Source organism: Paenibacillus oralis, from assembly GCF_003863965.1.
In the GTDB taxonomy this organism is placed as follows: Bacteria; Bacillota; Bacilli; order Paenibacillales; family Paenibacillaceae; genus Fontibacillus; species Fontibacillus oralis.
Genome location: NZ_RRCN01000001.1, coordinates 6252937 through 6265243, shown reverse-complemented (window position 1 = coordinate 6265243; position 12307 = coordinate 6252937). Strand labels below are relative to the sequence as shown.

Below are 12307 nucleotides of genomic sequence, written 5' to 3'. Positions count from 1 at the left end.
GCAGAAAACGAGTGAGATTACATGACAACGAAAATTGCCATATTTGGGGTAGGTTTAATCGGGGGATCGCTGGCGCTTTGCCTTAAAGGCAAGCCCGGCATCACCGTCGTGGGGCACGCGCATCGTCCCGAATCGCTAAAACGCATCGTGGAGCGCGGCGTCGTGGACGCCGCGACGCTTTCCATGGAAGAGGCGGCCGCGGATGCCGACTTTATTTTTTTGTGCGTACCGGTCGGAAACCTGGAGGAGTACCTGGCGAAGCTGAACCGGCTTCCGCTCAAGCCGGGCTGCATCGTGACGGACGTAGGCAGCACCAAAGCGGCGGTGGCCGCCTGTGCCGCGGCCATTTCGCGTCCGGACGTGTTTTTTATCGGCGGCCATCCGATGGCCGGGTCCGAACGTTCCGGCGTAGAAGCGGCCTCTTCCTTGCTGTTCGAGAATGCTTATTATGTGCTGACTCCGTCTCCGGACGTTCCGGAGGAGGCATACATACGCCTTGAGCGGCTTCTAGCGTATACGAAGGCGCAAATTGTCCGCGTCGATCCGGTATTGCACGATGAAATCGTCGGCGCGATCAGCCATTTGCCGCATATTATCGCGGTCGCGCTGGTCAACCAGGTGTGCGATTACAACAGCTCCAACGAGCTGTATCGGATGCTGGCGGCGGGAGGGTTCCGGGACATCACCCGGATCGCGTCCAGCGAACCTGTCATCTGGCGGGATATTTTGCTTAGCAACCGTAAGGTGATGCTGGATTTGCTGAAGGATTGGAACCTGGAGATTGAAGGCTTCGTCAAACTGCTCGAGGACGAGAACGGAGTTGGCATCGAGGAAGCGTTCCAGAAAGCGAACCGCTTCCGCAGCGAGCTCCCGGAACGGCGCAAAGGCACGATCACTTCCTTGTTCGATATCTACATCGACGTGCCCGATCATCCGGGCATTATCGGACAGATCGCCACGGAGCTGGGAACGCGCCACATCAATTTGAGCAATATGCAAATTATCGAAAGCCGGGAGGATGTGCCGGGCGTGATGCGCCTTTCTTTTCGCCAAGAAGGGGAAATGGAGCGCGCCAAAGAGCTGCTGCAGGGGCTGGGTTATACGGTATATGTTTAAGCCGGGCGAGTGCGGCAGCTGGTAGGCAGCCCGCGAGAGATGGCTCGAGGAGCAGTGCCCGGGTAAAGTAAAGCCGTGGGTAAGATAGACTGCAATCGCGCAAGAAGGACCGTAAAATGGTATTCCGTACTATTCGCTGTGCGCAAAGCCAAGCAGGCTTTGCGCACAAATTATGAAAGCGCTAAAAAAAGTTGTTGACAAAATGAAAACGGATACAATATACTAAGACTACAGTATGGTTTCTCTCCACTCCTATCCAATATCTGTTGCTCCTACGTGAGCAAGGGCCGCTTCGAAAGAAGCGGTCTTTTTTTTTGGTGTTGACGGCCTTTTGGCGGATGAACGGAGATTTTGGATGAGGCTAACGGACTGTGAAGACCTTATTCGGCAAAAAACAGCCACTTTGAAATCGTAACGGACTCAGTTGCGCTTATTTGGCTCGATTTACCGGATAAATCAGTGAAATGCGGGCAATAAGGCCGGTGGTGTCCGTTAGGCTGGGAAATACCCGGGAAATGAGCAAATAACGGCTCTGTGGTCCGTTAGCCTAGAATGTGGTCCGAACAGTTGTGTCTATAACAGAGTGTACCATTTAGTTGTGCCCGTATAGTCGCACCCTGTAGACGTTGCCCTTACAGACGTTGCCCTTACAGACGTTGCCCTTACAGACGTTGCCCTTACAGACGTTGCCCTTACAGACGTTGCCCTTACAGATGTTGCCCTTACAGTCGCATGCCCTGCAGCCTGCGGCCGTTAAAGTCGAGGTTCCTCCCGGCCCAAATGCCGCTTGCGGTAGGCCTGCGGGCTGAGGCCGTGTGTTTTCTTAAACGCCTTGCTGAAATAGTAAATGTCCGGGAAGCCGGACTGCTCGGCAACCTCTTTGATCAACAGCTCGGGCTTAAGCAGCAGCTCGCAGGCTTTGGCCAAGCGGATCCGGTTCATCTCCTCGATGAGAGTCCGCCCGGTCTTCTGCTTGTAAAGCCGGGAGAGATGACCATAGCTCATATGCAGGGAAGCGGCCAGTTCCTCCACGTTCAGGCGGTCGCCGCGAAAATCCTCCAAATAAATTTCCACCTTGCGAACGAGGGCATCCTTGGTTCCGCCCGGTTCCGCCACGGAAAGGCGCCCGGTGCCCGGAATCGAGGCTAAAATTTCCAGGAACTGCACGAGCAGCAGCTGCAAAAAAAGCGGCGTCCGACCGGCCCCTGCCTCATGAAACAATTGGATCAGCAGCGGCCGAATTCCGTAATCGTCGCGGTAAGCGCCGGGAGGCCAATCTTTCAGGCGGCTCAGCCGTCCGAACAAACCCTGCCCGGCCGCGGCTTCCGGACTTTCGCCGGCCAACGGCCTGAACCGCCAGCGAAAGCATACGCCCTCGTGCGGATCGTCACGGTAGTAAACATGGGAGTGGGTCATGCCCGGTGGAATCAGAAAAAATTCGCCTTCGCGGACCATGACGTCTTTGTCCATAAACCGGGTTTGCATGCGGCCGGACAACACGTAGTTGAACTCATACCAGGTATGGGCATGGGCCGGGCATCTTCCGCCGCCTCCGTTTTGTTCAATCACGATATCGACCCAGTCAATTACGGAGTCATCGACGCGGATTTCACGGCATAGTCCATTCAGTACGGAGGACAGCTCCTGCCGCCATTTTTTCACGTCCATCGGTTGGGCTCCTTTTTGTCCTTTTGCCCCAATCATATCATAATAGGACAAAAATTGATGAGGATTAGTAATTTACTTCAGGCCGTCCCGGAACGCAAAATGGGGGTTGAAGTTGATACTTGCTCCAAAGGGAGGAACATGGTTCATGTTTTGGACGGAAGAAAAATTAAACGCGCGGATTCGCGAGCTCGAAGCTTATCGCTACCGCGATGCCCTGCCGATCGCCGAATTCCGCGCGCAGGTCGACGAGGAAGGGCGTATCGGAGACAGACCGCCGAAGGGCGGGGAATGGAGTGCGATGCCGGCTGGTGAACGCTGGGAAGGGCGCGATCTTTATTTGTGGCTGGAAGCCGAGGCGGAAATTCCGCAGGCATGGAAAGGCCGCCGGGTCGTCGGCGTATTTGATTTCGGGAAGACGGGCGGAGGGAACAACTCCGGTTTCGAGTCTTTGCTGTATGTCAACGGTGAGCCTTTTCAAGGGGTGGACTCCAACCATCAGGAGGTGTTTTTCCCCGAAGAAGCTGCCGGCACTTCCGTATTGCTGCAATTTCGGCTTTGGTCCGGCCTGGAGGGCGGGGGTACACCGAGACTGCAGGAGCACCGGCTGAAGCGGGCGGAAATCGCCTGGCTTGACGGAACGGCCGATCGTCTCTATTATACGGCCCGGGCCGTGATGCAGACTGTGGAGGTGTTACATAAACACGCTCCGGAACGGACCGACCTGCTAACGGCGTTGGATCGGGCATTTTTGCGGATCGATTGGTCGCAGCCGGGTTCCGAGGCATTTTATAACTCGTTGGCGACGGCGGAAGAGCAGCTGTCGCGGGCGATTTCGGCGCTGCCCAAATCGTCTCCGGTTACGGTCCGCTGCATCGGACATACGCACATCGACGTGGCCTGGCTGTGGCGGCTCAAGCATACCCGGGAAAAAGCGGCCCGCTCCTTCAGCACCGTATTGCGGCTGATGGAAATGTTCCCGGAATACGTTTTTTTGCAAACGCAGTCTCAACTATATGAGTATTTGAAGCAGGATTACCCGGAGCTTTACGAGCAAATCAAGGAACGGGTCAAGGAAGGGCGCTGGGAGGCGGCCGGAGGGATGTGGCTGGAAGCCGACTGTAATTTGACGAGCGGCGAATCGCTGGTGCGGCAGCTGCTGTACGGCACCCGTTTCCTGCGCGAAGAGTTTGGGTCGGAGTGCACATATTTGTGGCTGCCCGACGTTTTTGGGTACAGCTGGGCTTTGCCGCAAATCCTGCGCAAGTCGGGCATCAATACGTTCATGACGACCAAAATCAGCTGGAACCAATACAACCGGATGCCGCACGACACGTTTAAATGGCGCGGGATCGACGGCAGCGAAGTGCTGACCCATTTCATCACCACCCCGCAGGACGGCAGCTTCTGGTGGTATACCTACAACGGCAACATCGAAGCGTCCAGTGTGCAGGGCATCTGGGAAACGTACCGGGACAAGGACATCAACAAGGAGCTGCTGTTGTCTTACGGCTACGGGGACGGGGGCGGCGGCGTCAACCGGGAGCATCTGGAGCTGCGGCGCCAGCTCGAAGCGATGCCGGGCTTGCCGAACGTCGTCATCGGGCGGGCGGATGAATATTTCGCCAAGCTGCATGAGACGGTGGAAGCGGCGGACCGTTATGTCCACACGTGGGACGGCGAGCTGTATCTCGAGTACCACCGGGGAACCTATACGAGCCAGGCATATAATAAAAAAATGAACCGCAAGCTCGAACTGCTCTCCCGCGACGCCGAATGGCTGCTTAGCCTGGAGGCGCTGCTGGCTGGCGAAGGCTGGACCTCTTATCCGAAAGCGAAGCTCGACGAAAGCTGGAAAACGATTTTGCGCAATCAGTTCCATGACATTATTCCAGGATCGTCGATTCCCGAGGTGTACCGTGATTCCAAATTGGAATACGAGCATGCCGCAGCGCTGCTGCAGGAATGCCGCAGTCAGGCAATCCGCGGGTTGACCCGAGGCGCCCTGGCTCGCGATGCCGCGAACGGTGCCCCTACGGTAGGCGATGCCGTGACCGGCGATGCAGCGAACGATACCGCCACAATAGGCGATGCCGCGATCGGCGATGCTGTGAACGGTGACCCGGAAGGCGAAGTGACCTACACCGTTTGGAATCCGTCCTCCTGGACGTATAGCGGCCTGGTCGCCGTCCATGGCGCCGCGCCTGGCGGACGCTGGAGCGATCCCGACGGGCGCGAGCTCGACGCCGAATTTGACGGAAGCACGGTATGGGTGAAGGTGGAAAACGTCCCTCCGTTGGGATTTAAGACGATAAGCCGCAGCTTGAACGGGGAGGAGGCGCTGTCCGATTCGCAAGGAGTGTCTGCGGAAAGCGGCGGTGCATCCGCTGCCCCCTTTAAAACGCTGCCGAACGGTATCGAGACTCCGCTGTATCGGATCGCCTGGAACGAGCGCGGCCAGTTGACTTCGGTTTACGACCGGGCCGCCGGCCGCGAGGCGCTCGCTCCCGGAGAACGCGGCAACGTTCTCCAGGTATTTGAAGACAAGCCGAAAATGTTCGAGGCTTGGGATATCGATATTTTTTATCAGGAGAAGATGCGCGAGGTTGAAAACCTGGTGGAGTGCCGGGTTACGGCCGGCAAGTTGCGGGCGGAGGCCGCTTTTACCTGGCGGTATATGAACTCCACGATCAGCCAGCAAATGATCCTGTACTCGGGCGACCGGCGGATCGAGTTCCGCACGCGGGTGGATTGGCAGGAGCGCCAGCAGCTCTTAAAGGTCGCTTTTCCGGTAGATGTGCGGGCAACGGAGGCCACCTACGACATTCAGTTCGGCAACGTCAAACGTCCGACGCATTGGAACACCTCCTGGGATCTGGCGCGGTTTGAGTCGGTCGCGCACCAGTGGGCCGACCTGTCGGAGCATGGTTACGGCGTGAGCCTGCTGAACGACTGCAAATACGGTCATGACATCAAAGACAACGTGATCAGGCTGTCGCTGCTGAAATCGGCGACCTATCCCGATCCGGAGGCCGACCGCGGGGAGCATACGTTTACTTATGCGCTGTATCCGCACGAAGGGCATTGGTCCGAGGGCGAGACCATACAGGCCGCCGCGCTGCTGAATCAGCCGGTGTATGCCACGCGCGGCCAGGCAGCGGCAGCCGCTTTCTCCTTGCTGCGGGCTGTACACGTCAGCGGAAGCGGTGAAGTGGCGATCGACGCGGTCAAAAAAGCGGAGGACGACGACGCCTTGATTGTCCGCTTCCACGAATATAAAGGCGGCCGGGGTTCGGTTCGCCTGGAGAGCGATCTTACGCTCGTCTCCTGGCAGGAAACCGATCTAATGGAACGGCCTACCGGTGAGGTTCAGGAAGGTGCTGCCGAACTGCGGATTTCGCCGTATGAGATCAAAACGGTGAGGCTCGCGCTCCGCTGAGGCGGCGGGAAATCCCGGCACGCACGGCAACGCGGAATTGACACTCCAGGAAGATCGAGGTAAAGTAGTGATAGTGAATCGAATAGGAAATTCCACTAGGGGCGCCGTATTCGGCTGAGACAAGAGCGTATCTTGGACCCTTTGAACCTGATCTAGTTCGTACTAGCGTAGGAAAGTGGAGCCGGTACCGCGCCGTCCGCACGTGATCACGATATATGCGTCTGGCCCTCGCGCGTTCAAGCCGCTCCTTCTACGGAGCGGCTTTTTTGCTGCTTCGTAAAGCCGCTCGTCGTCCCCTGGATGCTCCTGTATCGAAGTTCACATTATATCGGAGGTGGAGGACGATGAGTTTTACGAAAACGCTGCGCGAGCAGGCGAATGAGGTTTTTGAAGCGATTTTTCAGCATCCTTTCGTACGGGGAATCGCCGACGGCAATTTGCAAAAAGAGCAATTGATTCATTACGTCAAACAGGATTACGAGTACTTGAACGCGTACATGCGGATCTATGGGATCGCCATATCCAAGTGCGAAAGCCGCAGCGATATCGCCCTGTTTAACGAACAAATTTCCTTTATTCTGAATAGCGAAATCCATCCGCACCACAATTTTTGCGCCGTCGCCGGGGTGCGTTTTGAAGATCTGCAGGGCTTTCCCCTGGCCCCGTCCGCGCATCATTACATCCGGCATATGCTGACGGTGGCGCATGAAGGCAGCCTGGGCGAAATTTTGGCTGTACTGCTGCCCTGCCCCTGGACGTATTTGGAAATCGGCCGCAAGCTGCTGGACGAAGTCCGCCCGGAGCCGGACCATCCTTTTTACGATTGGATGCAATTTTACGGCGGCCGGGTGACGAATGTGACGCAGAGGTTCCAGGACGCCCTCGACCAATGGGCGGAAACGAGTTCGGAAGCGGAGCGCCGGAGGATGGCGGATCATTTCATGCAAAGCTGCCAGCTGGAGTACCAGTTCTGGGACATGGCCTACAAGCTGGAGGAATGGCCGGTTCGGACGGGACGTCAGAGCGATGAAACATTGCCGCGGGTGTATTAACGAAGGGGGCTGAATTTTAATGAGCATATTGGAAAAAGAATTGGCCGCTCTGCTTACAAAAGTGCAGAACACGAAGCCGCTCGTGCACAATATGACGAACGTCGTCGTGACCAATTTTACGGCTAACGGCCTGTACGCGCTTGGGGCTTCCCCGGTGATGGCTTACGCGCCGGAGGAAGTGGCCGATATGGCTCGGATCGCCGGGGCCCTCGTGCTGAACCTGGGGACGCTGTCCAGCGCCCAGGTCGAGGCGATGATCATCGCCGGCTTGTCGGCGAACGCCCATGGGGTCCCGGTGCTGCTGGACCCGGTCGGGGCGGGCGCGACGCGCTTCCGGACGGAATCGGCGCTGCGCATCCTGCGCGAGGTCAAGGTGTCGCTGCTAAGGGGGAACGCGGCGGAAATCGCCCACCTGCTCGGGGAAAGCCGCGACATTAAGGGCGTGGACGCCGGGGAGAGCAGCGGCGCGGATCAGGCGGAGCTGGCCGTGCGGGCGGCGCGGAAGCTAAACACCGTCGTCGCCGTCACCGGGCGCGAGGACGTGATCACCGACGGGAAGCTGTGCCGGATCGTCAGCGGCGGGGATGCGCTGCTGACGCAGGTGACCGGCACGGGCTGCCTGCTCACGTCGGTGTTGGGCGCCTTCGCCGCGGTGGAACGCGACCTGCTGCTGGCCGGCACCGCCGGGCTGGCGTTCTACGGCGCCGCCGCGTCCCGCGCCGCGGAGCGCACCGCGTCCGCCGGGCCCGGAAGCTTCCAGATCGCCTTCCTCGACGAGCTGGCCAAGCTGCACCCGCACTCGCTGAAGGGCCACGCGGCGGTCAGCGAGCGGGAAGCCTCCGCCGCCGGCGGGTGGTGGGTCGGATGAGCGGCGCGGTCCGGAAGGCGCTGACGATCGCCGGGTCGGACAGCGGCGGCGGGGCCGGCATCCAGGCCGACCTGAAAACGTTCCAGGAGCTCGGCGTGTTTGGCATGTCGGCGATCACCGCCGTCACCGTCCAAAACACGCTGGGCGTTCGGAACGTGTACCCGCTGCCGCCGGAGGCCGCGGCGGAGCAAATCGAGGCGGTCGGCTCTGACCTGGCCCCGGACGCGCTGAAAACCGGCATGCTGTTCAGCGCCGAAATCATTCGCGCGGTGGCGGCGCAAATCCGCGCCTTCGGCTGGTCCCGGGTCGTCGTCGACCCGGTCATGATCGCCAAAGGCGGCGCCACGCTGCTGCTGCCCGAAGCAGTTGCGGCGCTGAAGGAGGAGCTGCTGCCGCTGGCGCAGGTGGTCACGCCGAATATCCCGGAGGCCGAGGCGTTATCCGGCATCCCGATCCGCGGCATGAGCGAGCGCCGCGAGGCGGCCAAACGCATCCACAGCCTCGGGGCGAAGCACGTCGTCATCAAAGGCGGGCATGACGAGAGCGGCCGCGGCGAGCGGATCGTCGATCTGCTGTATGACGGCGCCGGTTTTACCGAATTTGGCGGGCAGCGGATCATGACGCGGCATACGCATGGTACGGGCTGCACCTTCTCCGCGGCGGTCGCGGCGGAGCTGGCGAAGGGAACGGCGGCCGCGGAAGCGATATCTACCGCGCGGGCGTTTATCCAGGCGGCGATTGAAGACGAGCTTGCCCTGGGGCTGGGGCACGGTCCGACGAATCATTGGGCGTACCGCCGCAGAATGGAACAGGGGGGGCGGCCATGAGCGAGCGTATTTCCGCTGCGGTTATGCGCAAATCTCTCGGCGTGTACCTGGTGATCGGCAGCATTAATTGCCGGCAAGAGCCGCTGCAGGTGGCCGAGGCGGCGCTGGCCGGAGGCGCAACGATGATTCAATTCCGGGAAAAGGGGCCGGGCGCGCTGACCGGGGAGGCGAAGCTGAGGCTCGCCGAAAAGTTGCAGGCAGCCTGCCGGCGGGCGGGCGTTCCTTTTATCGTCAACGACGATGTCGAACTTGCCCTGGCGATTGACGCGGACGGAATCCATGTCGGCCAGGAGGACGAATCGGCCGTCCGCGTCCGCGAGCGGATCGGGGGCCGGATTTTGGGCGTATCCGCGCATACCGTGGAAGAAGCCCGGCTGGCCATTCACAGCGGCGCGGACTACCTCGGGATCGGTCCGGTCTATCCGACCGGATCCAAGGCCGATGCCCGCGAGCCGCAGGGCCCCGGCTTCATCCGGCGGCTGCGCGAATGCGGAATCGGAGCGCCGCTCGTCGCCATCGGCGGGATTACGGCCGCAAGAGCGGGCGAAGTAATCCGGGCGGGGGCGGACGGAATTGCGGTTATATCCGCGGTCACACAGGCCGCCGATGTCCGTAAAGCGGTGGAGGAGCTTCACGCCGCAGCGGATTTCGAACACGAATAAACTGACCAAAATGAAAGCAGGGCTGTCCATGAAGCGGACGGCCCTGCATTATTTTTCAACAAATGACCATCGGTTTATTTTTTTAATCCCGGCTTCTGTGGTATAATATGAATTAATTTTGGCTATAGCATGTCGCCGCAAATGAATTTTAGGATAGAAGTTTACATAAACAACCGCAACTTTTTTGATCCTGTTCGGTAATAATTAATGGAAGAATCGAACGGGAAGAAGCATTTGGAACTGCGAGGAGGTTTCGCCCCGAAATGACCGATTCCCAGATGATACGTGAGATTAAGGAAGGCAACACGGAACTGTATTCGGAGCTGATGCGAAGGTATCAGCGCAAGATACTGGCCTTCGTTTATCACATGTTGAAAAGCGCTCAATTGGAGCAGCTTGCCGAAGATTTATGCTCGGAGACGTTCTATAAAGCATTTCGCAGCTTGCATTCCTTCCGGGAGGTGGACGCGTCTTTCTCCACCTGGCTTTACACGATTGCGCGGAATACGGTGCTCAGTGAGCTCCGCAAGCAGCGCAGCGGAAATGTTCCGCTCGAAGAGAGCGGGTACGTTCCTGTGGCACCCACCGAGGTCGTCCCGGAACAAGCCGTTCTACGCAGCGAGAAGGTTGGCATGGTGCGCGAAGCGATCAACAAATTACCGGAGAAACAAAGGTCTGCTTTGATTTTGCGCGAATACGATCAATTGGACTACCAGGAGATCGCGAGTATTTTGGGACAGAGCGTCAGTGCCGTAAAATCGCTTTTGTTCCGCGCCCGAAGCAGCGTCAAAAGCCAGCTTGAACCCTACTTTTACGAACCGGTCTACGAGCATTACGAAGGGATGAAAAGCAGATGAATTGTAGAGAGGCCCAAGAACTGTTCGGTTTGATGCGAGACCTGCCCGAACAACATCCTCAGCGCAAAGAGCTGGAGTGGCATCTTTTGGGCTGCGAGTCTTGCAATGCTGAATACCATTGCTGGCAGGAAAGCATGGACATGCTGCAATACATACCCATGGAAGTGACCGAGGAACAGGCTGAGGCCGTGAACCTCAGGGTCATGGATCGTATCTATGCGGAATCGCCGTGGCTGGCGCCGGATGTCAAGGCCGGCGTGTCCCGAGGTTTCCGTCGGCGCATTATCGGTTGGGCCGCCAGTTTTTTGGCCGTATTCTTGTGCAGCTTTATTTTCCTGCTTGTGGATCACTCCGCCCAGCGCGAGGCTTCGAAACCGGTGACCGGTATCCTTCCGACAGCCGTTGCTGCTCCGGGTGCCGAGACATCCGAGCAATTGTCGTTCGCTCTGCCGAGCATTTCTCCCGGGATCGTTGAGCCGTTTGCCGTTCAAATGGGACCGGCCTATCCGCAATACTGGATGCTGCTTTCGATGGCGGGCATGCTGCTTGCTTTGATTTCCTGGAAAGGAATCCGCCGTTCCAAAAGATAACTTACGGGTTTAAAACGCTTCTTCCGCTGCCAAAGCGGGCGGGGCGTTTTTTTTCATACTCCCTACATGAAAAAGAAGAGCTGTCGAGAATTCTCGACAGCTGATCATTATTCCGCTTGTCCGGTTTGCAGCGGTTCGCTGTTCTCTTTAAGAACATTTCCGTCCGTATCGAGAAAACGGATGAGCGGTTGTTTATCGTTTTTATAGTAAGCGGAGTGTACGTACAATTGGCGGATAATCGGATCAAACAAGCCTGTCATGAGCCCCACGCCCAGTTCTCCGCCGGCTTCGGCTGTGTCGATAACAAATTCAATGGTTTGATCGTCAACCATCGTTACATTTTTAAAAGGAGACTCTTCTCCGTCTTCTGCGGGTTTACCGAGTTCGTCGAGCATTGCCTTAAAATCTTTGCGCGATAGACGTACTTTTTCCCAATCACTGGCCTCCATGCCGTCCCAACCTTTGGAATCCAGCAAATCCTTGCCTTGGCTCTCGGCCTCTTGCTCATCCGCTTTTTCTGTATTATCTCCGGAGGTCTCTTTGACGGACGCGTTTGTAGGTGCGGTGTTGGCAGGCTCGCTGCTGCTATCGCTTTTTCCCCCGCCGCAGGCCGCTAAAGCGGAAAGCATTAGGATCGATGTCATCATTACGGCTAAACTTTTTTTCCATGGTTTCATCATCTGTTACTACCTCTTTTCCCGATGTTGTTCGTCATAAGCAGTGAAAATAAGGGCTCAAAACCGAAAAATAGCGCTTAATCCATCAATAGAGCACGAAACACACTTCAATTTCTAACGGACTGGAATGCCGTTATTCCGGAAAAATCGGGGGATTTTGGAAGCTAACGGACTCCAGAGCCGCTATTCTGCATGTAACTGCCGGTTTCTAGTCATTTTCAGGCCAATAAGGTCTCTCCTGTCCGTTAGCCGAAGTTCGACGACCATGGCTCGCTCCCAAAGGTCATCCGTCAAGCGCTTTTTTAAGGCCGCGCCCTTTAGCCGCATTGTGCGGGTGAAAAGTCCTAATCACAACCTATGTATAAGAAAAAATAGTCTTATAGAATTAGTATACGTTAGGTTTTCACAGAAGGCTAACCTAATAATGGAAAATGGGATTGCCATAGGTTAAATGCGGGTCTGTCTTCATTATTTGTACGCCGTCTGTACGCCGATATAAATTTTTCTTATAATAAAGTAATACTCGCTAAAGCTGTAAACGGGAATTTGATGTA

10 protein-coding genes and 1 riboswitch are annotated in these 12307 nt (G+C 57.3%); of the genes, 8 read left to right on the top strand and 2 right to left on the bottom strand.

Annotated elements, in window-relative coordinates; translation table 11 throughout:
* The first annotated feature begins 21 nt into the window (after nt 1-21).
* The gene (locus tag EHV15_RS27930) at nt 22-1116 is read left to right on the top strand and encodes a prephenate dehydrogenase (RefSeq protein WP_128634112.1); all 1095 of its coding nucleotides are present in this window, start codon (nt 22-24) and stop codon (nt 1114-1116) included.
* Nucleotides 1117-1869: 753 nt separating this feature from the next.
* Here the strand turns inward: EHV15_RS27930 and EHV15_RS27925 are convergent.
* Nucleotides 1870-2784, bottom strand: a complete 915-nt coding sequence (locus EHV15_RS27925) for an AraC family transcriptional regulator (RefSeq protein WP_178075982.1) — start codon at nt 2782-2784, stop codon at nt 1870-1872.
* 145 nt (nt 2785-2929) lie between these two features.
* On the opposite strand from EHV15_RS27925, the gene EHV15_RS27920 reads away from it, so the two are divergent.
* From EHV15_RS27920 to EHV15_RS27890, 7 genes are all read left to right on the top strand, one after another.
* Nucleotides 2930-6220 carry an alpha-mannosidase gene (locus EHV15_RS27920; protein ID WP_128634110.1) on the top strand — a complete coding sequence of 1097 codons (3291 nt, stop codon included), beginning with the start codon at nt 2930-2932 and terminating at the stop codon, nt 6218-6220.
* Nucleotides 6221-6307: 87 nt separating this feature from the next.
* Nucleotides 6308-6411, top strand: a riboswitch (TPP riboswitch).
* A 153-nt stretch (nt 6412-6564) separates the two neighbouring features.
* Complete coding sequence (gene tenA, locus EHV15_RS27915) at nt 6565-7272, top strand: thiaminase II (protein ID WP_128634109.1); 708 nt, start codon at nt 6565-6567, stop codon at nt 7270-7272.
* A 19-nt stretch (nt 7273-7291) separates the two neighbouring features.
* Nucleotides 7292-8140 carry a hydroxyethylthiazole kinase gene (gene thiM, locus EHV15_RS27910; protein ID WP_128634108.1) on the top strand — a complete coding sequence of 283 codons (849 nt, stop codon included), beginning with the start codon at nt 7292-7294 and terminating at the stop codon, nt 8138-8140.
* Complete coding sequence (gene thiD, locus EHV15_RS27905; protein ID WP_128634107.1) at nt 8137-8967, top strand: bifunctional hydroxymethylpyrimidine kinase/phosphomethylpyrimidine kinase; 831 nt, start codon at nt 8137-8139, stop codon at nt 8965-8967. Before thiM ends, thiD begins: the two co-directional genes overlap by 4 nt.
* On the top strand, nt 8964-9629 hold the full coding sequence (thiE, locus tag EHV15_RS27900; RefSeq protein ID WP_128634106.1) for a thiamine phosphate synthase: 666 nt from the start codon (nt 8964-8966) through the stop codon (nt 9627-9629). The genes thiD and thiE overlap by 4 nt, the downstream gene beginning before the upstream one ends.
* 263 nt (nt 9630-9892) lie before the next feature.
* Nucleotides 9893-10486: an RNA polymerase sigma factor gene (locus EHV15_RS27895; protein ID WP_128634105.1), complete on the top strand. Its 594-nt coding sequence runs from the start codon at nt 9893-9895 to the stop codon at nt 10484-10486.
* On the top strand, nt 10483-11076 hold the full coding sequence (locus EHV15_RS27890; RefSeq protein ID WP_128634104.1) for an anti-sigma factor: 594 nt from the start codon (nt 10483-10485) through the stop codon (nt 11074-11076). The genes EHV15_RS27895 and EHV15_RS27890 overlap by 4 nt, the downstream gene beginning before the upstream one ends.
* Before the next feature lie 107 nt (nt 11077-11183).
* On the opposite strand, the gene EHV15_RS27885 is transcribed toward EHV15_RS27890, so the two are convergent.
* Entirely contained in the window at nt 11184-11756 is a 573-nt protein-coding gene (locus EHV15_RS27885) for a hypothetical protein (RefSeq protein WP_128634103.1), read from the bottom strand.
* Nucleotides 11757-12307: the final 551 nt, after the last annotated feature.

Excerpts from the sequence above, each read along its gene's own strand:
- EHV15_RS27930 (WP_128634112.1), top strand. The coding sequence starts at position 22 with ATGACAACGAAAATTGCCATATTTGGGGTAGGTTTAATCGGGGGATCG.
- EHV15_RS27925 (WP_178075982.1), bottom strand. The coding sequence starts at position 2,784 with ATGGACGTGAAAAAATGGCGGCAGGAGCTGTCCTCCGTACTGAATGGA.
- EHV15_RS27920 (WP_128634110.1), top strand. The coding sequence starts at position 2,930 with ATGTTTTGGACGGAAGAAAAATTAAACGCGCGGATTCGCGAGCTCGAA.
- tenA (WP_128634109.1), top strand. The coding sequence starts at position 6,565 with ATGAGTTTTACGAAAACGCTGCGCGAGCAGGCGAATGAGGTTTTTGAA.
- thiM (WP_128634108.1), top strand. The coding sequence starts at position 7,292 with ATGAGCATATTGGAAAAAGAATTGGCCGCTCTGCTTACAAAAGTGCAG.
- thiD (WP_128634107.1), top strand. The coding sequence starts at position 8,137 with ATGAGCGGCGCGGTCCGGAAGGCGCTGACGATCGCCGGGTCGGACAGC.
- thiE (WP_128634106.1), top strand. The coding sequence starts at position 8,964 with ATGAGCGAGCGTATTTCCGCTGCGGTTATGCGCAAATCTCTCGGCGTG.
- EHV15_RS27895 (WP_128634105.1), top strand. The coding sequence starts at position 9,893 with ATGACCGATTCCCAGATGATACGTGAGATTAAGGAAGGCAACACGGAA.
- EHV15_RS27890 (WP_128634104.1), top strand. The coding sequence starts at position 10,483 with ATGAATTGTAGAGAGGCCCAAGAACTGTTCGGTTTGATGCGAGACCTG.
- EHV15_RS27885 (WP_128634103.1), bottom strand. The coding sequence starts at position 11,756 with ATGATGAAACCATGGAAAAAAAGTTTAGCCGTAATGATGACATCGATC.